This is a genomic window from Rhodococcus sp. IEGM 1305 (assembly GCF_030058635.1).
Classification (GTDB): Bacteria; Actinomycetota; Actinomycetes; order Mycobacteriales; family Mycobacteriaceae; genus Rhodococcus_F; species Rhodococcus_F opacus_D.
In genome coordinates this window covers 1-25,262 of record NZ_JASHKX010000061.1, presented here as the reverse complement: position 1 = coordinate 25,262, position 25,262 = coordinate 1, and the positions used below count along the sequence as shown (strand labels likewise).

Below are 25,262 nucleotides of genomic sequence, written 5' to 3'. Positions count from 1 at the left end.
TGTGCGCCGAGACTGCGGGCGAGCTGCGCCCCGAGGGCAAGACCGTCCTCCCCGCTGGGGGTGGCGAGATATCCAACGACCAAACGCATGGTGACGGTTCCGATCTGTCTCGGGGCGGGTGGTTTACGCGAAGCCGACGTACTTGGTCTCGAGGTACTCCTCGATGCCTTCGGTGCCGCCTTCGCTGCCGAGTCCGGACTGCTTGACTCCACCGAACGGTGCGGCGACGTCGGAGATGACTCCGCGGTTGACGCCGACCATGCCGCTCTCGAGCTTGTCGGCGACGCGGAACGCGCGGTCGACGTTCTGGGTGTAGATGTACGCGGCGAGACCGTATTCGGTGTCGTTGGCGGCGGCGACGCCCTCGGCCTCGGTGTCGAAACCGGTGATCGCGGCGACGGGTCCGAAGATCTCCTCGCGGACGATGCGCGCGTTCGCGGGCACCTCGTCGAGGACGGTGGGCTGGAAGAAGTAGCCGGGACCGTCGACGGACTTGCCGCCGGTGCGGACCCGGGCGCCCGCGGCGACGGCGTCGTCGACGAGGGACGCCACGTTGCGGCGCTGCTTCTCGTTGACGAGGGGGCCGACGTTGGTGCCGTCGTCGCTGCCCGGTCCGACGGTGAGTGCGGCGATCCGGTCGGTGAGCTTGGTGGTGAATTCCTCGCGCACGGAGTTGGCCACGATCAGGCGGTTGGCGGCGGTGCAGGCCTCGCCGCCGTTGCGCATCTTCGCGGCCATCGCGCCCTCGACCGCGGCGTCGATGTCTGCGTCGTCGAACACCACGAACGGGGCGTTGCCGCCGAGTTCCATCGAGGTGCGCAGAACCTGCTGGGCGGACTGCTCGATGAGGATCTTGCCGACCCGGGTGGATCCGGTGAACGTCACCTTCCGCAGCCGCGGATCCGCGAGCAGCGGTTCGGTGACGGCGGCGGCGTTCGACGCGGGCAGCACCGACAGCACACCGGCGGGCAGGCCTGCCTCGGCGAAGATCTCGGCGAGCAGCAGCATGGTGAGCGGGGTGTCCTCGGCGGGCTTGACGATGATCGTGCAGCCGGCGGCGAGCGCGGGGCCGATCTTGCGGGTGCCCATCGCGAGGGGGAAGTTCCACGGTGTGACGGCCAGGGTGGGTCCGACCGGCACTTTGGTGACCATGATCCGTCCGCTGCCGGACGGCGACGTGGTGTAGCGGCCCTGGATGCGGACGGCTTCCTCGCTGAACCAGCGCAGGAACTCGGCGCCGTAGTTCACCTCGCCGCGGCTTTCCGGCAGGGCCTTGCCCATCTCCATCGTCATCAGCAGCGCGAGGTCGTCGGTGCGCTCGATGACCTTCTCCCACGCCGAGCGCAGGATGATCGACCGCTGCCGCGGCGCGGTCGCCGCCCATTCCTCCTGGACTGCCGCGGCGGAGTCCAGTGCGCGCATCGCGTCCTTGCCGCCGGCATCGGCGACGTCGGCGATGAGGGTTCCCGTGGCCGGGTCGTAGACCGGGAACGTGCCGCCGTCGATCGGGTCGGTCTGGGCGCCGTCGATCCACAGACCGGTGGGCAGGGTGGCGCGGAGCCGTTCGAAATCAGTCATCGGAGTCCTCGTGGTGGGAATGGTGGTGATCGCACGCCTCCGGGGTGGGGGCGACGTCGAGGGCGGGGTTGCGGTCGAAGAATCCGGCCGGCTTCAGCCAGAAGGACACGGTGTCCGCAGGCATGATCGGCCAATCCTCCGGCCGGGGAATGTGGTGGATACCGAACGTGTACCAGAGCACCACGTCGGTGTTCTCGATCGGGCGGTTTGCCTCGGTCCATGCGGGAAGTCCGTGATCGACCTTGCTCTGGTTCACGAATTCCCCGGCAGGCCAGCGCTCGTCGGGTGAGTTGGGTGTCACCCAGACGGTGTGGCCGATCGCACCGGTGCGCTGGAAGATCGGCGACGCCGGGTCGAACATCGACGGTATCGCGCCGCCGGGTACGAGCTTGTAGGCGGGGGCGGTGCCGAGCCCGGTGGTCGCGTTGTCGTTGACCACCTTCCACGCCCGCTGGCTCTGCCAGTCGAAGTCCTGGCGGCCTTCGTGTTCGGTGCGCAGCGGGGTGTTCTTCTGGCGCAGCGCCAGACCCAGAGGGTTGTCCGGGCCCATCGGCACCACCTCGGTCTCGGTCGCGTACACCGTGTTCTCGGTGCCGTCCACGTCGAGATCGAGGCGGGCGACCAGGAAGTGCTGGTGGAACGGCGCGTACGTGCGGTTGTCGACGAGCGTCCCGCTGGGGTGCTCCCCGCCTTCGGGGAAGTGGCTGACCACCATGATCCCGGTGGCGCGGACCTCGCACTCGATGTTGCCGTCCTGGTAGAACCGCCAGTACACGAGATATTCGTAGTTCGCGACCGTCACGTGTGTCGACACCGTCAGCCGCCGCATGCGGCGCACCTCGGCGCCCGCGTCGTGGTCGACGTGCTTCCAGAGGACGGCGTTGTCCTCCTCGTGGATACAGATCGCGTTCTCGATCGTGTACGGCACACCGTGGCTGTCGTGGAGGACGGCGTCGAGGTACCGGATCTCACCGAGGCAGTCGCAGCCCAGGGTCAGCGACGTGGTCATGAACCCGATGCCCCACTCGCCGATGTCGAAGGCGGTGCGGCGGTAGTGATCGGTGCTGGTATCGCGATACGGCACCGCCATTTCCGCGAACGACATCCGGTTCGCGATCGAGCGCACCCGGCCGTTGTCGTTGTACGTCACCGCGTGCAGGGTCATGCCCTCGCGGTAGTTGAACCCCACCCGCAGCGACCAGTTCTGCCACTCGAGCTTGTTGCCCTCGAGCGTGAACGACGGTCCCTCCGGCTGGACGATGTCCAACGGCTTCAACGGCGGCCGGGTGCTCGCGTCGCGGATCCGTTCCGGGATGTGCCGGGGCACGTACTCGCCCATGACCTCGGGACGTTCGACGCTGAACGTGTCCTCGATCTCGAGCAGTTCCATCTTGTTGACGTCGATCACGCAGTGGAAACCGTTGACCGGGCCCGCATACGGGTTGGCGCCCTCGGCCGCCCGCACCCAGGTGTCCGACCAGCCGAGCCGGCGCCCCTTGTACTTTTCCGGGGTCACCGCGTCGCCGTACGTCCACACGTCCATGAACACCAGGCTCATGTCCGTGACCCCGCGCTTCGCGAGCGCCGCGATCACGTCCGGGTGCCCGCGGAGGAAGGCGTCCGCCTCTTCCCATTCGTCCACGGTGAAATTCGCCTGGACGTCCGGGATGTGCTCCCAGGAGACCACGTTGTCTTCCGTGAGCGAGACGAGCGCCTTGTAGGTGTCTCCGCTGCTGCGGTCGAAGCACACGACGACGGCCCGGCGGTCCGGGACGGCGCCCGACGCGTCGAACGCCGACACCTCGGCCTTGGCCGGCTCGGCCAGTTCGATCGACGCGAACCGCCAGCCGTCCCCGACCCCGTGTTCCCGGGCGAGGACGGCCGCAGCCTGCGCGAATTCGTCCGCCCCCAACGGGTCCAGAGGATGGAACGTGCCGGTGGTCGTCCGGGTCATGGTGTCTCCTCTGGTCGTGGGGTGGGCACTTCGTGCTCGTGCGCCTTTTCGGTAGCGGTGACTACCGAAAAGGCGCACGGGTCAGACGAGCGAGCGCACGATCTGCTCGATGACGGTCAGGGCGTCGTCGAGCAGGTCGTCGCTGATCACCAGCGGCGGAAGCAGTCGGATGACGTTTCCGTAGGTACCGCACGTCAGCAGAATGACACCTTGTTCGAGCGCATGTGCGGCAATCGCCTTCGTCAGTTCGGCGTCCGGCTCGTCGGTGCCGGGCTTGACGAACTCCATCGCGAGCATCGCGCCGCGTCCACGCACGTCACCGATGACGCCGACGTCGGCGGCCAGGGCCTTCAGCCGCGGCAGGGCCAGGTCGCCGATGTGCTGTGCGCGAGCGGGCAGGTCGAACTTCCGCATGCTGTCGATCGCGGCGAGTGCGGCGGCACACGCGACGGGGTTGCCGCCGTACGTGCCACCCAGACCGCCGGGGTGCACCTTGTCGAGGAGTTCGGCGCGGCCCGTGATCGCGGACAGCGGCATGCCGCCCGCCATGCCCTTGGCCATCGTGATGATGTCCGGGACGATCTCCTCGTGCTCGCAGGCGAACCAGGCGCCGGTGCGGGAGAACCCGGTCTGCACCTCGTCGGCGATGAACACGACGCCGTTGGCGCGGGCCCAGTTCACCAGGGTGGGGAGGAATCCCTCGGCGGGAACGATGAATCCGCCCTCGCCCTGGATCGGCTCGATGATGATCGCCGCGAGCGAATCGGCGCCGATCTGCTTCTCCATCTGGCTGATTGCGCGCTGGGCGGCCTGCTCGCCGGTCAGTCCGTCCTGGTCCCGGTAGGGGTAGGACATGGGGAGCCGGTACACCTCGGGCGCGAACGGACCGAAGTGAGCCTTGTAGGGCATCGACTTGGCGGTGAGGGCCATCGTCAGGTTCGTCCGACCGTGGTAGGCGTGATCGAACGCGACGACGGCGTCGCGGCCGGTGGCGAGGCGAGCGACCTTGATCGCGTTCTCCACCGCCTCCGCGCCCGAGTTGAACAGGACGGTGCGCTTCTCGTGGTCGCCCGGGGTGAGGGCGGCGAGCTCCTCCGCCACGCGGACATAGCCCTCGTACGGGGTGACCATGAAACAGGTGTGGGTGAAGTGCCCGACCTGCTCCCGGACCGCCTCGGCGACAGCCGGATCGGATGCGCCCACGCTGGTGACCGCGATACCCGAGCCGAGGTCGATCAGGGAGTTGCCGTCGACGTCGACGACCACACCACCGTCGGCATCCGCCGCGTACACGGGGACGCTGGAGCCGACGCCCGCGGCCACGGTGGCGCGGCGGCGTGCGGTGAGGGCCGCCGACTTCGGGCCGGGGAGCTCGGTGACCAGGGCGCGCTTCTGCGGCAGCCGGTACTGGATGTCGTTCATGATGGTGCAGTCCTCAGGGTCGTGACGTGGATGGGTAGGGGGTGGGCGACGTCAGTCGTTGGAGCTCATGACGTGCTTGATGCGGGTGTAGTCCTCGACGCCGTAGCCGGAGAGGTCCTTGCCGTAGCCGGAGTACTTGAATCCGCCGTGCGGCATCTCGGCGACGAGCGGGATGTGGCAGTTGATCCAGACGGCACCGAAATCGAGTGCGGCCGAGAGCCGTTGCGTGACGCCGTGGTCGTTGGTCCACACACTCGACGCCAGACCGTACCGGACGTCGTTGGCGAGGGTGACGGCCTCCTTCTCGTCGGAGAAGCTCTGCACGGTGAGGATGGGACCGAACGTCTCCTCCTGCACGATGTCGTCGCGCTGGTCGACGCCGGTGATCACGGTGGGTTCGAAGAAGAATCCCTGGTCTCCCGAACGCTTTCCGCCGGTGACGATCTTGGCCGAGGTGGGGAGCGCGGCGATCTTGGAACTGACCGCGTTGAAGTGGTTGACGTTGTTGAGCGGACCGTAGAACGTGTCCGGGTCGTCCGGCAGGCCGGGCTTGAGCGTCTCGGCCTTGCGGACGAGTGCGTCGACGAGCTGGTCGTGGATGGACTCGTGGACGAGGACGCGGGTGGCGGCGGTGCAGTCCTGGCCGCCGTTGAAGAAGGCAGCCTCGGCGATGCCGCTCGCGGTCTTCTCGATGTCGACGTCACCGAAGACGATGGCGGGTGCCTTGCCGCCCAGTTCGAGGTGGGCGCGCTTGAGCTGGCGTGCGGCGGAGACCGCGACGGCGATACCGGCGCGAACGGATCCGGTGATCGACACCAGTCCGAGGGCCGGGTTCTCCACGAGGGTGGCGCCGGTCTCACCGTTGCCGAGGACGACGTTGAAGACGCCGTCCGGCAGGATCCCCTTGGTCAGCCGGGCCAGGACGAGTGTGCTGTTCGGGGTGGTGTCGCTGGGCTTGAGCACGATCGTGTTGCCTGCCGCGAGCGCGGGGCCGATCTTCCACAGCGCCATCATGAACGGGTAGTTCCACGGGGTGACCTGACCGACGACACCGATCGGCTCGCGGCGCACGTAGGACGTGAAGCCGTCCATGTACTCGCCGGCGGCCTTGCCTTCGAGCATCCGGGCCGCACCCGCGAAGAAGCGGAGCTGATCGGCGCCCACCTTGATCTCTTCGTCGGCGATGACCTGCTTGGGCTGCCCGGTGTTGCGGCACTCCGCCTCGACGAGTTCGTCGCTGTGCGCCTCGATCGCGTCGGCGAGCTTCAGCAACGCGGTCTGGCGCACGCTCGGGGTGGTCTTGCCCCACGAGACGAAGGCCCGCTCGGCTGCCTCGACAGCGGCGTCCACGTCGGCCTTGGTGGAGACGGGCGCACGCCCGACGACGCTCTCGTCCACGGGGTTGATCAAGTCCAGCGTCTCCGTCGCGGATGAGGCGACGAACTCACCGTTGATGTAGTTCTCGAGTACGTCGATCGACATTCGTACCGGTTCCTCTCGTGGGGTCGAAACTCGTGGTTCGGAACGGACCGTCGGTCGAACAGTCCGACCGGGGTCCGGAGTTGCAGAGCATCTGAAAACAAGTGTGCGCTGCCTCACAAGCCAGGGGCAGCTGACAAAATGGTGAAAGACGCGCCCCCCGCCGCGCCGAGTTGTCCAATCCGGAGTCACCCGTGCGAGCAGGTGTGGCCGGCCGCGCCGGAGCCGGCGAACGGCACGTCCGGAACGGCGCTCGCGGAGGCGGCATCGTGCACGATCGCGCCGCCGACGAGGGTGAGGTCGGCCCGCTGGTCCAGCAGTTGCCCGGGCTCGAGCGTGTAGAGGTCCGCCGACCAGACGACCAGGTCGGCGCGGGCACCCGGACGGATCACTCCGAGCTCGTCCTCGGCGTGCCACGCCCACGCGCCGCCGCGGGTGTACGCCCGCAACGCCGAATCCAGGTCCATCCGTTCGCGCGGAGTCCAGTCGGTGCCGCCGTCCAGGCCCGAGCGGGTCAGGGCCGAGTACAGGCCGACGAGCGGATCCATCTCCCCGACCTGCCAGTCGCTGGAGAACGCCAGCGCCGCCCCCGACTCGGCGAGCGAACGGAATCGCCACGCCCGGTCCCACCGGTCCTCGCCGACGTTCTCCATCCACGTTCCCGCGACGAGGTCCGGCGAGCAGTGCCGCGGCTGCATCGCCGCGACCACGCCGAGCTCCCGGAACCGGGGAAGGTCCTCGGGGTGGAGGCATTCGACATGGACGATGCCGTGCCGCCGGTCGACCGTGCCGTTCACGCGGCCGGCGTGCTCGATCGAGTCGAGCGCCAGGCGGATACCCCAGTCGCCGGTGGCGTGGGTGTGTGTCTGGAAGCCGAGGCGGTCGAGTTCGGTGAGCATCGCGGTGAACTCCTGCGGCGGCAGGCTGGGCGCGCCGCGGTGCCCCGGCCGGTTCGCGTAGTCGGACAGCATGGCCGCGGTATGCGGTTCGATCACGTCGTCGGCGTACAGCTTCACCGGTCCGAGCCGGAGCATGTCGTCGACGGGTGCGCCGTCGACGGCCTCCCGCAGGTCCCGGCGGAACGCGGCGTCGGCGCCGACCGGGTGGAACAGGGCGGTGATCACCCGCGAGTTCATCCGTCCCTCGGCGCGGGCCCGGTACATCAGATCGAGTTCGGCCAGCGGGACCTGCGGTTCGACGACGGTGGTGATGCCGCTCGCGGTCGCCATCTCCAGACTGGACGTGATGCGCCGATAGCGGCGGTCGGGGGAGTACATCGGGATGTCGCGTTGCAGACCGGCCAGACCGGCCCGCGTCATCGCGCTGGTGTAGAAGTCCGTGACCCAGCCGGTGGGGACGCCGTCATCATCGAATTCCGGCTGCCCCCAGGGAATGTGGGTGCCGCGGTCGATTCCGAGGACCCGCAGCGCGGCGTCGTTCAGCCACACCGAGTGCTGGTCGTAGGTGGTGATGAAGACCGGACGGTCCGTGAGGCCGCGCAGGTCGGCGGCGTTCGGGCGGCGCCCGGTCACCACGGAGTAGACGGCGTTCTCGGCGCAGATCCAGTCGAGGTCGGGGCGGGCGGCCGCGTGCGCGCCGATCCGTCGCCGGACCTCGGTGAGGTCGGGTGCGCCTTCGAGGCTCACGGCGTCGGGATCGAATCCGAGGAGCAGGTGGTTGTGGCTGTCGATGATGCCGGGGGTGAGCAACCGGCCGTGCAGGTCGATGGTGCGCCGGGCGGCGGGGGCGTCCTCGGTGGTTCCGACGTACCGGATGTGGCCGTCCGCGATGCCGACGGCCTCGGCCCGGCCGGTGGTGTCGAACGTGCGCACGACGCCGTTGGTCAGAAGCAGGTCGAGCATCAGCAGTTCTCCTCGGGGGCGGCGTTCAGCAACAGCAGGTGGGTGTTCTTGCGCGGTCGCAGGTACAGGGCGAAGTAGACGAAGCCGGCGGTGACGAGTCCGAGGGAGATGCCGAGGCTGAGCCACTGCTCCGGGTCGAGCAGCGTGACGACGAAGACGAGGCCGAGCGCGGCGATGCAGATTCCCGGGGCCAGCGGCCACAACGGCATGCGGTAGCCGGTTCGGGTGGTGCCGCCGCGGCGGTGGTTGATCGCGGCCAGCGCGATGAACAGGTACGTGAACGTCAGGGTCGACCCGGTCGCGGTGAGCAGGACGTCCAGCGGGACGAAGCACGCGGCGAACGCGATGGCGCCCATCACGACGGTGGCGAGGACGGGGACGCGGCCCTTGGTGCTGACGGTCTGCAGCGGCGCGGCGACGGTCTCCGGGAGAGCGCGATCCCGAGCGGCGGCGTAGAGAAGCCTGCCTGCCTGCAGCGTGATCGCGATGATCGCGTTGATCACGGCGAGGGCGATCGAGAGCAGGACCACCATGGCGACGGCGTGACCGGCGCGTTCGGTGAGGAATGCCTCGACGGGAAGGCTGGAACCGTAGAGTTCGGTCTGCGAGCGGGCGCCCACCAGGATCGCGATGAGCGGGACGAGTTCGGTGGCGACGGTGATGACGGCGCTCCAGATCACTGCCTTCGCGATCGAGCGGGCGGCGTTCTTGGTCTCCTCGGCGAAGTAGACGGCGCCGCCGTACCCGTTGTACGCGAAGATCCCCTGGGTGACGGCCAGCATCAGTCCGGAGATCGCCAGTGGTGCGAGGTTGCCGGTGCTCGGATCGAGAACCTCCGGGCTGAGGAGGCTGGTCAGTGGCCGTTCCATGTGGACGAAACCGAGGACGGTGAGCAGAGCCAGCGCCGCCATCTCGACGCCCAGGAAGACCCCGGTGAGCCACGCGTTGGTGCGGATGTCGAAACATGCGGTCACGGTGGTGATCACGACCACGACGAGCGCGGTCTGCTGCGGGGACAGGCCGTGGATCGCGACGCCCAGGTAGTCGGCGACCCCGAGGGCGAAGACGGCGATGATCAGCGGCAGGGAGATGAGACTGATGAAGAACGTGGCGACGCCGAAGGCCGGTCCGAGTGCCCGCGACACGAGCGAGTAGTCGCCGCCGGCAACGGGATACGCGGAGGCGAGTTCGGCGTAGCAGAAGGCGATGAGAATGCTCACGATGCCGGCGATGAGGAATGCCCAGAACACGCCGGTGCCGAACAGGGCGAGCGCCGAGCCGCCGAGGATGAAGACGCTCGACGCCGGCGAGATCGACGACAGGGTGATCAGGATGTTTCCGCCGACGCCGATGCTCCGGGAGAGCGAGGCCTCGTAGGTGCCGGGTGCGGCGGGGGGAGTGGCGGTGGGTGGCCGGGCGGTCTGGTCCATGAGCTGTCCGTTCGGGGAGGGAGAGGGGCGAAATAGTTTTTTGACGGTTCCGTCAAACAACTGGGCCGAGTGTCACAGATCACGTCGGCTAGTGTCAACGGCATGGCGCGACCGAACACTCAGAAACAGCGGCGTTCCGAGCTCATCGAGGCGACACTCCAGGCGGGATCCGCGCACGGGCTCAGGTCGCTGTCCCTGACCGATGTCGCGAAACGCGCGGGCCTGACGCGCGGCGCGCTGCTCTACTATTTCGACGATCTGGATTCGCTTCTCGTCGAGGCCCACCGGGCGGGCACCGAGCGCTATTGCGACCTGCGCGACGAGGCGGTGGCCGCGCAGTCGTCGTACGCCGCCAAGCTGCGGACGGCCATCGACGCCGGGCTGCCGAGCGGTCCCGACGACACCCTGATGCGGCTGCTGTACGAATTCGATTTCATGACAGGCACTTCGGCGCTGCACGACGAACTGGTCCAGAAGATGTATCTGCGGCAGCTCGCGACGTACCGCGCCATCCTCGGCGACGGGCACGCGGCGGGGGAGTTCGCCGTGCGCGGCGACATCGACCAGGCGGCAATGAATCTGGTGGCCCTCGAAGACGCGTACGGGCTGCACATCGTCGGGGGAAACAGTCTCATCACCGTCGAGACCGCGCGCACGGCGATGCTGGGGTTCTGTGAACAGATCGGCTGCGGCGTCACGGAAGACGCCGCAGCCGAACGGGACTGACCGGGTCGGCTACCCCGGGTGGCTGCCTGCCACCTCCGCCTCGTGGCGCACCGAGCCGGCCACCACGGTCAGCTGCACCCGCGCGGTGAGCAGGGAATCGGCGCCCGCGGTGAACGGATCCCCGTCGAGGACCACGAAGTCGGCGGCCTTGCCCGCCACCAGTTGACCGGTGAGATCGTCCCAGCGGCACGAGTAGGCGGCGTCGCGGGTGGCGTGCGCGAGCGCGTCCGCCATCGGCAGTGCGTACTCGGGCAGGTTCGGTGCGAGCGCCGGATCGATCGCGGACTTGCGCGTCGTCGCGATGTACATGTTGGGCAGCGGGGGATGCGGCGCCGTGGGGGCGTCGGACCCCAGCGCGAGGACGGCGCCCGCGGCGGTCATCTCGGGCCACGGGAACGCCCGCTCGACCCGATGGTCGCCCAGCATCGCCCGCCAATTGTCCTGGATCGCCGGATCGGCATGGACCGGCTGCATCGACGCGACGACGCCGAGGCGCGCAAGCCGCTGCACGTTGTCCTTCGTGATCGTCTCCAGGTGCTCCATCCGGTGCCGGCGCGGGCGAATCCCGTTGGCGGCGATCGCCTGTTCGAGCGCGGCAAGCGCGATCTCCGACGCCTCGTCGCCGATCGCGTGCAGGGCCACCTGGAGGCCGGCGGCATCCGCCGCGACGACCACCGGTGCCAGCGAGGCGAGATCCCAGATCGGTTCGGCGTTCGTGCCGTCCGAGTACGGTTCCTTCATCGCCGCGGTGCAGCTGTCGATGACGCCGTCGATGATGATCTTGATCCCGGCCATCCGCAGCCACGGACCCTGCAGTCGTCTCTGGTGCTCCACCGCCTCGTGCACCTGGCGGACGTTCTCCTCGTCCGAATCGGTTCGTTCGATCAGCCAGTGCCCGGCCACCCGGAGCGGCAGCGTGTCCCCGCCGGTGGCCAGTGCACGTTCGAGCGCCTCGACCTCGTCCGCGCCGAGCGCCATGTCGACCGCCCCGGTGACGCCGTCCGCGAGATACTGCTCGAACGCGGCCGCGAGGGCGACGTCCCGCTCGGTGTCGCTGACCAGCTTCGCGAGGGCGGGCCACACGATCTGGGTCACCGCCGTCTCGTAGAGCATGCCGGTGGCCTCGCCGGTGACGGGGTCGCGCTCGATCCGGCCGCCGATCGGGTCGGGAGTGTCCGCGTCGATGCCGAGTTCGCGGAGCGCGGCCGTGTTCACCCACGCCGAGTGCACATCGTTGGAATCGAGGTACACGGGACGGTCGGCCTCGGCGGCGTCGATCATCTGCCGCGTCGGCGGGTGCCCGTCGAGTGCCGAAAACAGCCAGCTGCGTCCCAGGAGCCGGGGTGCGTCCGGGTTCCCGGCGGCGAATCGGCGGATGCGGTCCTGGATGTCGTTCAGATCGGCGGCGCTCTGCAGGTCCACCTTCTGGAGGGCCTGGCCCATCATCAGCAGGTGGGTGTGGGCGTCGATGAAGCCGGGCAGGACGAAGGCCCCGCCGAGTTCGACGACGCGGGCGTCGCCGGACAGCGTGTCGGCGGTCGCGGTGTCGCCGACGTAGGTGAGGCGATCGCCCTGGACGATCATCGACTCGGCCCAGGCGGGTTCGGCGGCGGTGAAGATCCGGCCGCCGCGGTAATGGGTCGTCGTGTCGGTGTTCATGGTGTTCTCTCTTTCCGTCAGACGACGACCGAAGTGGTGTACCGGGCAGTGGGATCCTGTCCGGGTGACGCGGACGCGCGCTCGGTGCGCGTCGACAGGCGAGCGATCGACACGATCGGCACGAGCAGGACGAGGCTGATGCCCGCCAGGACGAAGCCGAACGCGACATAGCCGACTGCGCCGGTCACGAGGGTGCCGAAGAGCGGGGCGAATGCGGACCCCACCAGATACGTCCCGAGGAGCGGGGCGGACCAGCGGCCGGACGAGTCCAGCGCGGCCGCGATGGCGACGACGTAGATGAAGGCCGCGGCGTACACCGTGTTCCAGGCGATGATGAGCACCAGATACGTCGTCGAATCGGTGGCCAGGCACGAGCCCAGTTTGAGGGCGGCGCCGAGCACGAGGAGCACGGCGGTGGGGACGGTGCGTCCGAGGCGTGACCCGAGCGCCGTCAGGACGAGGGCGGCGCCGATGCCGCCCGCGGTGGAGAGGCTCAGGGCCAGGCCCATCTGCTGTTCCGTCAGGGCGGCGTGTTCGGCGCCCATGATGCCGGACACCGCCCACAGCGAGTCCTCGCCGATCGCCCAGATCGCGAAGAGCACGAGCAGGGTGGAGCCGGCGACGGCCAGTTTCTTCTCGGTGACGCCCTCGGGCAACGGGGTCGCCGTGTGCGCGGTGCTCGCCGAGTCGTCCTCGACCGCGGGGGCGGACGGCAGCCAGCTGATCGTGAACACCGTCGCCAGCGCCAGTACCGCGACGATCCCGAACGCATTGGTCATGTGCAGGCCGAGGATCGGGATCAGTGCCAGTATCCCGGTGACCGCGGTGCGGTTGACGAGCCCGTTGATCCCGGACACCCGGTTCGGATTGTTCAGCGCGGCGAGGGCCGCCCCGCCGACCGCGACCGCGCCGCCGGCACCGATCCCGCCGACGATGATCGCGACGCACGCGATCGGGGCCGAGTGGACGGTGGCGGCGACGGCGAATCCCGCGGCCATCACGACGAGGCTGACGCGGCCGAGCAGGTGGCGCGAGCGCCCCGCCGCCCATCGGGTGGTCGCGAGGCAGACGAGTGCGGTGGTCAGCAGGGAGCCGGTGAGGACGGCGCCGGCGACGGTCTGGGTGATGCCGAGATCGTCCACCATCGCGATGATCATGAGCGGGATCAGATTGGCCGTGATGTAGCCGACGACGAAGACGCTGAACGTGGCGATACCGCGGCCGAGTGTCAGTGGGACGCGGACGGCGGCGGTCACGTGGGAATCCTGGGGTGGGTCAACGACAACTCCGTGTCTCGGGTGGCGCCCGCGTGAGACGTGGGTCACTTAGCGAATGGGATTCGTTAAGTATGCGGAGGGCGCGCCCCGTACGCAAGGGGTCAAACGAACTCAATTCGTTAAGGTTGGGTTTCGGCGTTGCCCGAGGGTCGACGTCTGACACAATGGAGTAGTCGTCCGTGCTCCGCTGGCCAACTTGTCCAGCGCTATCCCGGTCCCGACCGGTCAGGGTGGCACGGACCCGACCGCAATGCGCAGGAGCCGACATGACCGTTCCCGTTCGCTGGATGTTGTCCCAGCCGGACCTGGCTCTCGAGCTGAAGGGTGGCGCCGCCGGTCTCGGCAACGAGATCACGTTCGCCCACACCACCGAACTTCAAGATCCCTTCCGGTGGCTCTCCGGCGGCGAACTGCTCCTCACCACCGGCATCCGGCTACCGTTGACCGCCGCCGACCGGGCCCGATACCTGCGCGGCCTCGGTGACGCCGGGGTGGCGGCGGTCGGGTTCGGCACCGGTCTCTCGCATCCGGAGGTCCCCGAGGACCTGGTGGCCGTCGCCGACGAGATCGGGCTGCCGCTGCTCGAGGTGCCGTTGCCGACACCGTTCGCGGCCGTGGTCAAGAGGGTCATGAACCGACTCGCGGAGCAGGAGTACGAGGCGGTGCTGCGCGCGTCCCGGGCCCAACCGCGGATGACCCGCGCCGTCATCCAGGGCGGCACCGGCGCCACCGTCCGCGAGCTTGCCGTCGCCACGTCGGCCACCGTCCTGCTCCTCGACCTGTCCGGCCGGGTGCTGGAGTCCCATCCGGCGCAGCCCGCGGAAGATGTGATCGGGGAACTGCGGGAAGTGCTGGAAGCGGGTACCGGCGGGGCGTCGAGCAGCGTGTCGCTGGCACGGTCGGGCGCGTCGATCACCGTGCAGCAGATCAGCGTCGGCAGCACACCGCACGGACACCTCGCCGTGATCAGCCCCACCGCGCTCAGCCACGTCGACCAGATCCTGCTCGGTCACGCGAACTCGTTGCTCGCCTTGGATTTCGAGAAGCCGGTGCGGCTCCGGACCGCACAGAACCGGCTCAACTCGCACGCCCTCGGCCTGCTGCTCACCGAGGACCGCGACCTCGCGCCCGCCTGGTCGCAGATCCGGCACGCCGCGGACGCGGACGGGATGGTCCGCGGACTCACGGTCGTGGCCGAGACACCGGCACTCGCGGAACGGGTGGAGTCGGCGGTCGCGGTCGCCATGAACAAGGCCGGGCGGCAACTCTTCTCGCGCCGTCACGACACGCGGGTCACGGTTCTGCTGCGGGGAACCGACGACGTGGACTTCGCGCGGGCGATGCTGCGCGGGCTGTCCGGGCCGGCGCGGAAGGCGATCCGTGCGGGGCTGAGCGGGAAGCGGGAGGTCGCCGGTCTGGTGGCGGCCATCGAACAGTCCCAGCTCGCCGCGTCGGCCGCCGAGGCGGGGGCCGAGCCGTTGGAGTTCGCGGCGCTGACCGGTAGCGCGCTACTCGCCTTCAGCTCGACGCGGGAGGTGCTGAACTCCCTGGCGGACACGATGATCGCGCCGATCGACGACTACGACCGCACCAACGGCACGGAACTGCTGGGATCGCTGCGGGCGTTCCTCGAGGCGAACGGGCACTGGGAGTCGGCGGCCGCGGCGATGGGCGTGCACCGGCACACCCTGCGCAGCCGCATGGCGCGCATCGAGTCGTTGATCGACTGCCGGCTGGACGTGGCGCGGGTGCGCGCCGAACTGCTGCTCGCGATCATCGCCCGGCAGTCGTGACTGCCGGGCGATGATCGGACGGGACTACTTTCCGAGGCGGGCGACGATGTCCGCGGCGGTGCGCTGACCCATCCGCACGGCGCCGTCCACGTGCTGGTAGCCCTCGGCGGCGATGTCCGAGCAGGAGAAGTGGAACGGTCCGACCGGCGTCCGCGTGTCCTTCCCGTACCGGTGCAGGCCACCGAGGTCGAAGCTCGCGGCGTACGCGCCCCGGGTCCATTCCTCGGAGCCCCAGTCGGACTCGTAGTAGACGACCGGCTCGGCGGCCTTCGGTCCGAGGTAGCGGGCGAGCGAACCGAGGATGGTGGCGCGACGCTCCTCTTCGCTCAGTTCGAACATCGCGTCGGCCTTCTCGTCCGACACGAACGCGACGAGGGTTCCCCGGCTGTCCCCGTGGTTGGTGTTGTCGTACACCTCCTGGACGACCTCGGACGCGCCGAATCCGGTGCCTGCGAGGCCGTCCTCACGCCAGAACGGGGTCTCGTACACGGCGTGCACCTTGATGACGAGTCCCAGCGACTGGTGCTGGTGCATCTGGTGCTGGCGGCGCGGCAGCGGCGGGTCGTAGGAGATGCGGGAGTACAGGTTCGGCGGGACGGCGAGCACGACGCGGGCCGCCTCCACACGAATGTCCCCGTCCGCCAGCACGACTGCGCCGTCCTCGCTCCACTGGACGGTGCGCACCGGCGCGTTCAGGAAGACGTCGTCGCCGAGGGCGGCGGCCATCCGGATCGACACCTGCTGCATGCCGCCGATGACGCGCTTGTCGAGGATGAAGTCCTCGTCCACCAGGTGCGAGAACGATCCGGCGGACGCGGCCATCAGCACCGCCTGCAGCGCCGAGAACGAGTGAGCGGGCTTGGTCAGCATGCCGCCTGCGATGAACAGGCCGATGTTGTCGCGGGCCTCGGCGTCGTCGGACTGCTCGATCAGCCAGTGCTTGAACGAGATCGTGTCCAGTTCGCGGGCCAGCGGGTGCGCCCAGGGCTCCTCGGCGCCGACCTGCGCGGCGAGGTCGTCGAGGATCTGGATCAGCCGGTCCATCTCCTTGCGGGTCGTCTCGTCGACGGGGAAGGATTCGCCGGTGTAGCGGGTGCGTTCGCCGGCGGCCGAGATGTAGACGGATTCACCCTCGCGGTACCGGTCGAACGTCTCGAGTCCGAGTTCGTCGAGCAGGGAGATGAGCGTCGTCTGGTCGGGGGAGACCCACTGGCCGCCGATCTCCAGCATCGCGCCGTCGATGGTGTCGGTCCAGGTCCGACCTCCGACGCGGTCGCGCGCCTCCAGGACCGCGACGGACAGCCCCGCCTTGCGCAGCGCGGTGGCTGCGGCCAGGCCGGACGGGCCGGCGCCGACGATGGCGACATCACGTTGGAGAGTAGGCACTTTCGAGCTCCTTTGGTTGAAGTGCTGACGGATTCGTGAAAGGTGGTTCGGTTAGCAGCGGGTGAGCGCGAGCGACAGTTCGGCGTCGATGACGCAGATGCTCGAGTTGTCCACGCGGTCGTGGCTCCGCAGCTCGCCGAGCATCTGGGCCAGGCGGTCCGCGGCGGTGGTGTGTTCGGTCAGCCAGTCGGCGACGGCGTCGGCGGCGGACGTCGCGGGCGAGGCGTCGCGCAACACCAGTCCGATCAGGCCGTGCCAGTGCTCCTGCAGGTTGTCGACGAGGACGGCACCCGCCATCGCCTCCCAGTAGGCGGTCCCGGTCTCGCCGACGGAGAACCGTTCCGACAGCCAGTCGAGGCCCACCACGCGGCCGAATTCGCGGTACGTCTCGGCGACCTGGGTGATCGGCAGGTCGAGCGACTGCGCCGTGGTCTCCAGCGCGAAGCCCTGCGCCAGGATCCGCAGCGTGCCCAGGTCCTGGGCGGGCGCACCGGTGAGGCGCGGCAGTGCCGCGGCGAGTTCCTGGACCGGCTTCGCGAAGCGCTCGATCAACTGCTGCGCATCCGTGCCGGCGGTGCGATGCCGCAGCAGCCACGACGTGGTGCGCTCGATCAGGTCCTGGATGCCGAAGTGCAGGTTCAGCCGGGTCCGGTGGGATGCGCCGGGCAGGGTGAGGACCTCGTTCCACAGGCGGTCGATGTCGAACACCTGCCGCACCACCGCGTACGCGACGGTGATCTCGGGGGTGCCGACGCCGAGCCGCTCCTCGAGGCGGTGGATCAGGCCGGGTCCGACACGGTCGATCATGTCGCCGGCCACGATGACGGCCACGATCTCCCGGGCGAGCCGGTGACCGCTGATCTGCGGGGGGACGCGTTCGCGGATGGATGCCGGAAAGTAGTCGGCGAGAACACCGTCGAACACGGCGTCGTCGAGCACGGGGGAGGCGAGCAGTTCGGTGACGACGAGGTTCTTCGACTGTGCGAGCAGAACCGCGATCTCCGGCCGGACCAATCCCTGGCCCGCGCGGTGCCGGGCGGACAGTTCCGCCGCCGACGGCAGCACCTCCGCGGCCCGGCTGATCCCGGCGTCGCGCTCGAGGTTCTCGATCAGCCGCTCGTGGCGTCCGAGCAGGAATGGTGCGTGGACCTCGGCGAGGCTGATGGCGAGGGTCTGGGAGGCGGCGTCGGCGAGCACCGATTCACCGATCTCGTCCTGGACGCGGGCGAGCAGCGTGTTCCGTTCCGCCGCGGGCAGTTCGCCCGCCGCCACGGCCGCGTCCAGCGCGACTTTCAGGTTCACTTCCCGGTCCGACGTGGCGACGCCGGTGGCGTTGTCGATGAAGTCGGCGTTGATCCGGCCGCCGTTCAGCGCGTACTCGATGCGGGCGCGCTGCGTGAGGCCGAGGTTGCCGCCCTCGCCGATGACCGCGGCGCGCACGTCGCTCGCCTCCACCCGGACGGCGTCGTTGGCCGGGTCCGCGGCGTCGGCGTGTCCCTCGGTGGAAGCCTTGACGTACGTGCCGATTCCGCCGTTCCACAGTAGATCCACGTCCGCGGTCAGCAGCGCCTTCACCACCTCGTGCGGCGGGAGTTCGGTGGCGGTGACGCCGAGGCGTTCACGCACCTGCGGCGACAGCGGGATCTTCTTCGCCGTCCGCGGCCACACGCCGCCGCCCGCCGAGACGAGGCTCCGGTCGTAATCGTCCCAGCTGCTGCCTGCCACGGAGGCGAGGCGCTCGCGCTCCCGGTAGGACGCCTCGGAATCCGGTTCGGGGTCGAGGAAGATGTGCCGGTGGTCGAACGCGCCGACCAGCCGGATGGCGCGGCTGAGCAGCATCCCGTTGCCGAACACATCGCCGGACATGTCGCCGATGCCGACCACCGTGAACGCGTCGGTGTCGACGTTCTTGCCCATCTCCGCGAAATGCCTGCGGACGGAAACCCATCCGCCGCGCGCCGTGATGCCCATCGCCTTGTGGTCGTAGCCGGCGGAGCCGCCGGACGCGAACGCGTCGCCGAGCCAGAAGCCGCGACGCGTCGCGATGCTGTTGGCCAGGTCGGAGAACCGCGCCGTGCCCTTGTCGGCGGCCACCACCAGATACGGGTCGGCGTCGTCGTAGATCACCGTGTCGCGGGGGTGGACGACCTCGCCGTCGACGATGTCGTCGGTGACGTCGAGCAGTCCGTCGATGAAACTCGTGTACGCCGCACGGACCGCGTCGGGCGTCGTCTCGGTGCGCACCACGAACGCGCCCTTCGCGCCCATCGGAACGATCAGCGAGTTCTTCACGTGCTGCGTCTTCATCAGACCCAGAACCTCGGTGCGGAAGTCGTCCTTGCGGTCCGACCACCGCAGTCCGCCGCGCGAGACCGGACCGCTGCGAACGTGGCTGCCCTCGACGATCGGCGAGTGCACGAAGATCTCGCGGTACGGGGTCACGGCCGCGGACAGCGACAGCAGCGACGGGTCGATCTTGAACGCGGCGGGGGCGGCGCTGATGGTGCGGTCGTGCTGGAACCAGTTGGTGCGCAGCACCGCCGACGTGAACGACAGCAGGCCGCGAAGGAGACGGTCCTCGTCCAGCGTCGCGGTGCGATCGATCGCGTCGAGCAGCACGCGCTCCGCGTCCGCGACGGCGCTGTCGCGGTCGGGGCCGGTGACGGCGGGATCGAAACGGGCGGTGAACAGGTCGCGGAATCCGCGCACGAAATCGCTGTGCCGCAACAGGATCGCCACGATGTTGGGTTCCGACAGGCCCAGCCCCACCTGGCGGAGGTAGCGGCAGGCGGCCCGGACCAGGACGGCGTCCGTCCACGTCAGGTTCGCCGCGGCGACGAGCCGGGTGAATCCGTCGACCTCCAGATGTCCGGCGGCCGCGGCCTCGAACGCGTCGGACAGCAGGCCCGGAGTTTCGGCGTCCCAGGCGAAGTCGCCGGTGCTGAAGTCGAAGCGGTGGACGAGCGGGCTGCCGGGCTCGCCCGCGGGCAGCTGTTCGTGGGACGCGACCCGCAACCCGAGGTCCGCGAACAGCGCGACCAACTCGGCGAGCAACGGGGTGCCCTGCGGCCAGACCATGACGGCGGCCGGCTCGGGCAGTGCATCCGCGGTGTCGACGAATCGCAGCCGCGGAGTGGTTCCTCCGGACGCCAGGACCGCGCTCGACACGGCGGCCTCGTCCTGGCGTGGACGGGGTGTGTCGGTCGTGCTCGGAATGACACCGGTATAGCTCATCGTGTGGCTCCTGACCCCTGATCTGGCAAACGCGTGACTTGGGAACCAGTGTGTCGAGAAGAGACGCACGCCACATCCGACGAAGTGGAGCGTCGTACGGCGACGGACGCGACGTTTCGGAGCTGTGAGTACTTGTTAACCGCGGGCGGTTAACAAGTACTCACGGCTCGCCAGGTGGAGACTGCTGCGGTGCCGAGCAGTCCGCCGGTGATCACGAAGATCGACGATGTGCCCGCGACCCCCGCCGCGACGCCTGCGGCCAGCGGAATCAGTACCTGCCCGAGCCGGTTGCCGGTCAGGCGCAGCGACAACGCGGCGGCCCTGTTGGCGGCGGTGACGAGCCCGGCCACCCACGTCATCGTCAGTGGTTGACCGATGCCCCAGAAGAATCCGGCCACGACGAGGAGCAGCGCCATCCAGACCGGGTCGGGCACGAACGGCAGCAGGGCGGTGGGCAGCGCCGAGCACAGCGTGGCGGAGATCAGCAGCTTCTGCCGCGACACCCGGGTGAGCAGCCACGGCAGGAACGCGCGCGACACGATCGACGCCGCGGTCCGCGCGGTCAGCAGCAACGACACCAGGAGAACGCTGAAACCGAACTCGTGCCCGAGGACGGGGAGGTACGCGACAACGACGTCGACCGACGCCAGCACGACCAGACTGCTGAATACGGCCGGCCGCATCCCGGTCGTCGAGATCATGCTGAATACGGACTGCCGGTCGCCTTTCGACGGCGGCTCCGCCGCTTGCGGGCGTTCGCGTATCGGCCAGGCGAACGGGACCGCGGCCAGCGACACCACACCCATCACCGTCAGCGCCAGAGTGGTTTCGACGACGCCGCCGTCCGAGCTTCCCGCCGCGATCAGCCCGACGAGCGGGACACCGACCGCCTGGCCGATCGAGACTCCGAGCGTCAATCCGGCGAAACCCCGGTCCAGCTCACCGGGTGGGGACAACAGCGCGATGAACCCCTGCGCGGCGACGGTCACGAGGATCTGGCCGAACCCGAGGACGACGTTGCCGAGCGCGAGGACGATCAGGTCGCCGCTCATGGCGATCACCAGGACACCCAGCGATGTCAGCACCACCCCGGTCCGCAGGATTGCGGCGGCGTGCCGCCGGTCGACGGCGCGTCCGATCCGGACCGCGACGAGCAGCGGTGCCAGCGAGAACAGGGCGGTGACGATGCCGATCGTGACGGCGTCGCCGCCGAGCGCGAGGACGCGGTAGGAGACGAGAACGCGGACAGCGTGATAGACGGCCTGGAGGAGAGCAGTGGCAACGCAGACGTTGAGGAACCAGTGCTTCACCAGGTCATCCGTTGATCACCTGGCGATCGCCGAGCGGCGCCTGCAACGGGACTTCGAGGGTGCCGAACACGGCGACGAGAATGCACATCTTGTCGGCGGCCTCCGGGAGGGTGCCGGTGCGCAGCGAGATCGTGACGGTGGTGTCGGTCTCGGTGACGGTTGCGTCGGCGCCGTAGCACTCCGGGGTTCCGGTGACGAAGTGGATCGCCACCGTGTTGCCGTGGGCGCGGGACCACGACTCGAACGGCGTCGGATTCGCCCGGACGATGTCAGGGCGCGACTCGAAGACGGTGCCGAACTCGTCGCCGGGCACTTCGGAGGGAATCGGCATCCCCGACGACGGGTTGGTCGGGCTGGGATCCACTGCGGACGCGATCTCCGGGGGAATAGTCGGTTCGTCGGTGCTCGAACCGGACCCGCATCCGGCGAGGGCGAGGCAGGCCAGCACTGCGAGGGCGATTACGCGCATATGCCACGGTAACCTCATCCCGCGAGCAGGCCGGAGACCAGCGCAATCCCCGGAATCGCGGCCAAAGTGGTGACGAAAGCCGTGTCTCGCGCCAGCACCGTTCCGACCCCGTACCGGCTGGCGTAGACGAAGACGTTCTGGGCCGTGGGCAGCGTCGCCACCACCACGATGGCGAAAAGTTCGTGGCCTTCGAGCCCGAGCAGATAGCGCGCCATCAGGTAGGCCAGCACGGGTTGCACGACGATCTTGAGCACCGACGCCAGCGCGACGTCGCGTCGCGGGCTCGTTCCCTTCTCCAGCACCCGCACCCCGTACAGCGAGATGCCGAACGCGAGCAGCGCACCCGGCACCGACGCGCCACCCATGAGCCGGAACGGCTGCATCAGGGCTTCCGGAGGTGTCCAGCCGACAAGTGCGATCAGCAGTCCCGCGGCACCCGCCACGACGATCGGGTTCTTGAACGGTGCGGTGATCGTGTCGAGTCGCGACGCGCCGCGCCGGAGCGTGGTGACGTCGAGGATGGTGAGGGCGATGGGGGAGTACGCGATGATCTGGAACAGCAGCAGCGGCGCCACGAACGACGCGTCCCCCAGCACGAACACGGCGATGGGTATGCCGAGATTCGCGGAGTTCACGTAGGACGCCGACAGTGCGCCGATCGTCAGTTCCGGAAGGGACCTGCGTAGCCACACTCTCGCAATGACCATGTACAGTGCGCCGACCGTCAATGCCGTGACAGCCGCGACGGCCAGTGTGGGCGAGAAGATCACGGAGAGGTCGGACGATGCGAGCGAATCGAACAGCAGCGCCGGTGTGGCGACGAAGAACACCAGCCTGCCCAGGACGGTTTCGCCCTCCGCACCCAGCGTCCCGCGACGGCCGAGCAGGTAGCCGATCGCAATGATCACGAATATGACGGTGAATCCCGCAACAACTCCCGACACGCTGCGGGGCACCTCCTCGACAGGTAAGCCTCCTGTCGGCAAACCTTCCGAAGTCTAGTGCTCGGCGTTCGGGTGGGTCACAATAGCCTCCGGTCGGGGAGATCGTCTGTGCGCGCGTTCCGCCGCGCTCGAGGAGTCGCAATGCTGCGTCGAACGACCGTCCTCTGTGCGCTGTTCTGCGCGTGGACCCTCGCCTGGGGTGCCGCTCCCGTGGCGTCGGCGCTGGCTCCGCCGTCGAGTGGGGATCCGAACCTGATCGCGCTCGCCGGGCAGGTGCTCGGGCGCAGCTACCGCGAGAACGCGAGCGTCGCGTACATCGACGCGTCCGGTACCCGGTTCGCGAATTTCGGGGCCAACGAGGCCACCGACTTCGAGATCGGTTCCGTCACCAAGACGTTCACCGCGGAACTGTTCGTCGACGCCGTCGCCCGGGGTGAGGTGCGCGAGAGCACGAAGGTCGGAGATGTGCTGCCGTTGCAGGGCGCACCGGTCGGCGACGTGACGCTGCTCGAGCTGGCGTCCCACACGTCCGGGCTGGCGCAGTTCCCGATGAGCACGGACACCGTGGTGGCCGTCGGGCACTGGGTGGTCGCGTCCAACCCGTTCACCTACGACCGGGACACCCTGCTGCAGCAACTGCAGTCGGCGCCGCTCACGACCCGCGGCACGTACTCGTACTCGACCGTCGGCTTCGCGCTGCTCGGCCAGGCGCTGGCCGCGGCCGCGCACACCGACTACCCGTCGCTGCTCCGCGAGCGCATGCTCGTCCCCCTCGGGCTGTCGCAGTCGTGGATGCCGCTCACCGCCGCCGACCTGCCTCCGAACGTCACCCGCGGATTCGACGTCTTGCACAGGTCGCAGGACCCGTGGCCGCTGGACGCCTACGCCCCGGCCGGCGGATTGCGGTCCACCGCGAACGACATGTCGAGGTACGTCCGGGCGCTCCTCGACGGGACGGTCCCCGGCGCCGCGGCCATGGACCCGCGGTGGATCGGCGACAACTACCGCGCGCTGACGTGGTCGATCGTCCCGTTCGAAGGTCGCGAGTACACGCTGCACGGTGGCGCGACCGGTGGTTTCCAGTGCACCCTCGTGCTCGACCGCGAGAAAGACCGCGGGCTCGTCATCCTTACCGACACCATCGGCGGACTCGAGCAGCAGGGTCTGGAGATCCTCGCCCACACCCCGATGTGAGTGTTTTCGCGTCCCGGGGCACACATTGTCACTCACGTGCCTGGGTACCCCCGCTGGGTATGTCCGGTTACAGTGGTCGTGTGGAGACGGGAACCGGGCGGACGCGCACAGTCGTGGCGCGTGCCGCGCTGCTGATCGCCGTCGCTGCCGGGGTGCTCCTCATGCACAGTCTGATCGCGCCGACCGCGATCGCCGCGGCGCACGAGCAGTCCTCGGTCACCGAATCTCACGCCGAAGACCCCCACGGTTGCGGCGGGGACGGTTGCGAGGAACCCCATCTCACCGGACATCAGTGTGCCGGCGTGATCGTGGTGATCGCCGCACTGACGTCGGTGATGTTGCTGTGGTGGCACTCCGTGGATCCCGCCGCGCGACGGTCGCGGGTGAGCGCCGACCGTGTGCAGTCGGGGCGCGGACCACCACCGTGGACGGTGCTTTCTTTGGCGGAACTCTCGATTCTGCGGGTGTGACAGGGAGCCCGGGGCGTGTGCCCCGGCGGATCCGACTGTCATTTCCCGAATCGACCTCGAGGAGTTCCTCATGCGTACCAGCACCATCATTGCCCTGATCGCCGCCGCGGCAGGCGCGGCTCTCGTACTGGCCGGCTGCGGCACCGACTCGGCAGGCACCTCGTCGACGCCCGGCGCCTCGACATCCGCCGTCGAATCGCAGGCACAGTTCAACGACGCCGACGTCGCGTTCCTGGAAGGGATGTACCCGCATCACGCGCAGGCGGTGGAGATGGCCGACATGGTCTCCGGCCACACCGACAACGCCGACGTGGTCGCTCTCGCCGCAGCGATCAAGGCGGCGCAGCAACCGGAGATGGACCGGATGACCACCTGGCTCCAGCAGTGGGGACAACCGGTTCCGACGACCGACATACCCGGCATGCACGACATGGACCACGGCGACGGAATGATGTCGGCCGATCAGATGGACGCCCTGACGGCATTGTCGGGCACGGAGTTCGACCGGCAATGGCTGACCATGATGATCGAGCACCACGAGGGCGCGATCGACATGGCGAACACCGAACTGGCCGACGGTGAGAACCCGGAGGTCAGGCAGATGGCCACCGACATCGTGACCGCCCAGCAGAAGGAGATCGCCGACATGCAGGCCGCGCTCGGCTGACCGGAATGACGAAAGGCCGCGTAATCCGAGGATTACGCGGCCTTTTCGGTGCCTACGTGAGTTACCGGCTCGTGAAGGGCAGCAGAGCCATCTCGCGAGCGTTCTTGACGGCGACGGCAACCTGACGCTGCTGCTGCGGGGTCAGGCCCGTGACGCGGCGGCTACGGATCTTGCCGCGGTCCGAGATGAACGTGCGGAGGAGGTTGATGTCCTTGTAATCGACGTGCTCGATCTTGGCCGCGAACAACGGGTTCTTCTTGGGCTTGCGGCCCTCGACGGGACGCGGCTTCTTCGACGGTGCTCTCTTGACTGCCATCTGCTTCCTTTACCAGCTCGACTTGTGGACGCCTGGCAGCTCCCCGCGGTGCGCCATCTCGCGAACACGCACGCGAGAGAGCCCGAACTTCC

19 protein-coding genes and 1 pseudogene are annotated in these 25,262 nt (G+C 68.9%); 5 read left to right on the top strand and 15 right to left on the bottom strand.

Going from position 1 to position 25,262, the window contains the following annotated elements:
• Positions 1–123: 123 nt before the first annotated feature.
• The 6 genes from QM693_RS36480 to QM693_RS36455 form a co-directional block, all read right to left on the bottom strand.
• The gene (locus QM693_RS36480) at positions 124–1,578 is read right to left on the bottom strand and encodes an NAD-dependent succinate-semialdehyde dehydrogenase (RefSeq protein WP_005572762.1); all 1,455 of its coding nucleotides are present in this window, start codon (positions 1,576–1,578) and stop codon (positions 124–126) included.
• Positions 1,571–3,532, bottom strand: coding sequence for a primary-amine oxidase (locus QM693_RS36475; protein WP_283354741.1), 1,962 nt, complete (start codon positions 3,530–3,532; stop codon positions 1,571–1,573). Before QM693_RS36475 ends, QM693_RS36480 begins: the two co-directional genes overlap by 8 nt.
• An 81-nt stretch (positions 3,533–3,613) precedes the next feature.
• Positions 3,614–4,954, bottom strand: coding sequence for a 4-aminobutyrate--2-oxoglutarate transaminase (gene gabT / locus QM693_RS36470; RefSeq protein WP_005238605.1), 1,341 nt, complete (start codon positions 4,952–4,954; stop codon positions 3,614–3,616).
• Between the two features lie 51 nt (positions 4,955–5,005).
• A complete protein-coding gene (locus QM693_RS36465; RefSeq protein ID WP_283354740.1) occupies positions 5,006–6,436 on the bottom strand; it encodes a gamma-aminobutyraldehyde dehydrogenase in 1,431 nt (476 codons plus the stop codon).
• Between the two features lie 185 nt (positions 6,437–6,621).
• The gene (locus QM693_RS36460) at positions 6,622–8,295 is read right to left on the bottom strand and encodes an amidohydrolase (protein ID WP_283354739.1); all 1,674 of its coding nucleotides are present in this window, start codon (positions 8,293–8,295) and stop codon (positions 6,622–6,624) included.
• Complete coding sequence (locus tag QM693_RS36455) at positions 8,295–9,725, bottom strand: APC family permease (protein WP_283354738.1); 1,431 nt, start codon at positions 9,723–9,725, stop codon at positions 8,295–8,297. Before QM693_RS36455 ends, QM693_RS36460 begins: the two co-directional genes overlap by 1 nt.
• Before the next feature lie 102 nt (positions 9,726–9,827).
• Here QM693_RS36455 and QM693_RS36450 point away from each other — a divergent pair, with 102 nt between their 5' ends.
• On the top strand, positions 9,828–10,451 hold the full coding sequence (locus QM693_RS36450) for a TetR/AcrR family transcriptional regulator (RefSeq protein WP_241961817.1): 624 nt from the start codon (positions 9,828–9,830) through the stop codon (positions 10,449–10,451).
• Positions 10,452–10,460: 9 nt separating this feature from the next.
• Here QM693_RS36450 and QM693_RS36445 read toward each other — a convergent pair whose 3' ends face one another.
• Together QM693_RS36445 and QM693_RS36440 are read right to left on the bottom strand one after the other, a co-directional pair.
• On the bottom strand, positions 10,461–12,110 hold the full coding sequence (locus QM693_RS36445) for an amidohydrolase (RefSeq protein WP_283354737.1): 1,650 nt from the start codon (positions 12,108–12,110) through the stop codon (positions 10,461–10,463).
• A gap of 17 nt (positions 12,111–12,127) precedes the next feature.
• Positions 12,128–13,366, bottom strand: a complete 1,239-nt coding sequence (locus QM693_RS36440; protein ID WP_283354736.1) for an MFS transporter — start codon at positions 13,364–13,366, stop codon at positions 12,128–12,130.
• Positions 13,367–13,653: 287 nt separating this feature from the next.
• Between QM693_RS36440 and QM693_RS36435 the strand changes: the two genes are divergently transcribed.
• Positions 13,654–15,180, top strand: a complete 1,527-nt coding sequence (locus QM693_RS36435) for a PucR family transcriptional regulator (protein ID WP_283354735.1) — start codon at positions 13,654–13,656, stop codon at positions 15,178–15,180.
• Between the two features lie 24 nt (positions 15,181–15,204).
• On the opposite strand, the gene QM693_RS36430 is transcribed toward QM693_RS36435, so the two are convergent.
• The 5 genes from QM693_RS36430 to QM693_RS36410 all read right to left on the bottom strand — a co-directional run bounded on the left by QM693_RS36430 (position 15,205) and on the right by QM693_RS36410 (position 22,523).
• On the bottom strand, positions 15,205–16,566 hold the full coding sequence (locus QM693_RS36430; RefSeq protein ID WP_283354734.1) for a flavin monoamine oxidase family protein: 1,362 nt from the start codon (positions 16,564–16,566) through the stop codon (positions 15,205–15,207).
• 51 nt (positions 16,567–16,617) lie between these two features.
• The gene (locus QM693_RS36425; protein ID WP_283354733.1) at positions 16,618–19,800 is read right to left on the bottom strand and encodes an NAD-glutamate dehydrogenase domain-containing protein; all 3,183 of its coding nucleotides are present in this window, start codon (positions 19,798–19,800) and stop codon (positions 16,618–16,620) included.
• Positions 19,801–19,949: 149 nt separating this feature from the next.
• Positions 19,950–21,113, bottom strand: coding sequence for an MFS transporter (locus tag QM693_RS36420; RefSeq protein WP_283354742.1), 1,164 nt, complete (start codon positions 21,111–21,113; stop codon positions 19,950–19,952).
• A gap of 1 nt (position 21,114) precedes the next feature.
• The gene (locus QM693_RS36415; RefSeq protein ID WP_283354732.1) at positions 21,115–21,579 is read right to left on the bottom strand and encodes a hypothetical protein; all 465 of its coding nucleotides are present in this window, start codon (positions 21,577–21,579) and stop codon (positions 21,115–21,117) included.
• 14 nt (positions 21,580–21,593) lie between these two features.
• Entirely contained in the window at positions 21,594–22,523 is a 930-nt protein-coding gene (locus QM693_RS36410; RefSeq protein WP_283354731.1) for an AEC family transporter, read from the bottom strand.
• 141 nt (positions 22,524–22,664) lie between these two features.
• Here QM693_RS36410 and QM693_RS36405 point away from each other — a divergent pair, with 141 nt between their 5' ends.
• From QM693_RS36405 to QM693_RS36395, 3 genes are all read left to right on the top strand, one after another.
• Positions 22,665–23,717 carry a serine hydrolase domain-containing protein gene (locus QM693_RS36405; protein ID WP_283354730.1) on the top strand — a complete coding sequence of 351 codons (1,053 nt, stop codon included), beginning with the start codon at positions 22,665–22,667 and terminating at the stop codon, positions 23,715–23,717.
• An 80-nt stretch (positions 23,718–23,797) separates the two neighbouring features.
• Positions 23,798–24,187: a DUF6153 family protein gene (locus QM693_RS36400; protein WP_283354729.1), complete on the top strand. Its 390-nt coding sequence runs from the start codon at positions 23,798–23,800 to the stop codon at positions 24,185–24,187.
• A gap of 70 nt (positions 24,188–24,257) precedes the next feature.
• Positions 24,258–24,854 carry a DUF305 domain-containing protein gene (locus QM693_RS36395; protein ID WP_283331520.1) on the top strand — a complete coding sequence of 199 codons (597 nt, stop codon included), beginning with the start codon at positions 24,258–24,260 and terminating at the stop codon, positions 24,852–24,854.
• Positions 24,855–24,915: 61 nt separating this feature from the next.
• On the opposite strand, the gene rpsR is transcribed toward QM693_RS36395, so the two are convergent.
• Both rpsR and QM693_RS36385 read right to left on the bottom strand, forming a co-directional pair.
• Positions 24,916–25,170 carry a 30S ribosomal protein S18 gene (gene rpsR / locus QM693_RS36390; RefSeq protein ID WP_009478875.1) on the bottom strand — a complete coding sequence of 85 codons (255 nt, stop codon included), beginning with the start codon at positions 25,168–25,170 and terminating at the stop codon, positions 24,916–24,918.
• Between the two features lie 9 nt (positions 25,171–25,179).
• Positions 25,180–25,262 (bottom strand): annotated as a pseudogene (locus QM693_RS36385) (30S ribosomal protein S14); the annotation flags it as partial.